This window comes from Oleiphilus sp. HI0061, assembly GCF_001635675.1.
On the sequence record NZ_LWFE01000500.1, the window covers coordinates 1 to 825 of the forward strand.

General features: G+C 44.1%; 1 protein-coding gene. It reads right to left on the minus strand.

Going from position 1 to position 825, the window contains the following annotated elements; all coding sequences use genetic code 11:
* Positions 1-117: 117 nt before the first annotated feature.
* A complete protein-coding gene (locus tag A3735_RS06635) occupies positions 118-528 on the minus strand; it encodes a thioesterase family protein (protein ID WP_068512175.1) in 411 nt (136 codons plus the stop codon).
* Between the last annotated feature and the right edge of the window lie 297 nt (positions 529-825).

Consider the following 825-nt stretch of genomic DNA (forward strand, 5'->3'; position numbering starts at 1 on the left):
GGAGTCGCCTGGAGATGGAAATGGGCGCAAGGATACCTTATTCGAGAGGAGATATAAAAAATAATTGTTCGTAAAATGGGCAAGAGTGGTTTTACGAACAACCAACTCTTATGAATGCTAAGCAGAGTTTGCAAGTTGGGCCAGCTTCTCTCTAGCTTGGTCGCGAATCGGCACAGCCTTATGTTCTTTGTTGTCCATTAATACAAAAGTATTGCTGGCATCTGCGATAATCGTGTTGCTACCTTCCAAGTAGATAGTTTGATCTATTTTACAGCTGGTATTACCTATGCGCATTACCTTGGTATGGATCTCGAGCTGATCATTGAAGAGGCATGGGTGACGATAGTTTATATTGCTATTTACCAAGGTCAGTGTCAGATCAAGCTGTGAGAAAAACTCTATGGCATTGAAGTTTTCAAACAATACCCAGCGAGCTTCTTCGAAAAAGCGGGTATAGCCGTTGTTGTTGAGGTGGCCGTGTTGGTCGAGGTGATAGCCCCTTACTTTAATGCGTACGTAATCTGACACTGTTGTTGCTCCATTAATGATAGAAGTCCGTGGAAGCCTTCGGGCGTCCGATTAATAGGTAAAAATAGTCTAGCGTATATTATTAGGTAGTGCTAACTAGAGGCAGAAGAGTAGATGTATAGCAGGAAGAGTACCGTGCACCAAGTCTCAAACAGAGGCGGGTGCACGGTCATACAGAGCTTATTTGCTTAGTGTCGGAAGTGACGCATTCCGGTAAATACCATTACCAAACCGTGCTCATCAGCTGCATCAATGACTTCTTGATCACGCATTGAACCGCCTGGCTGGATGACACAA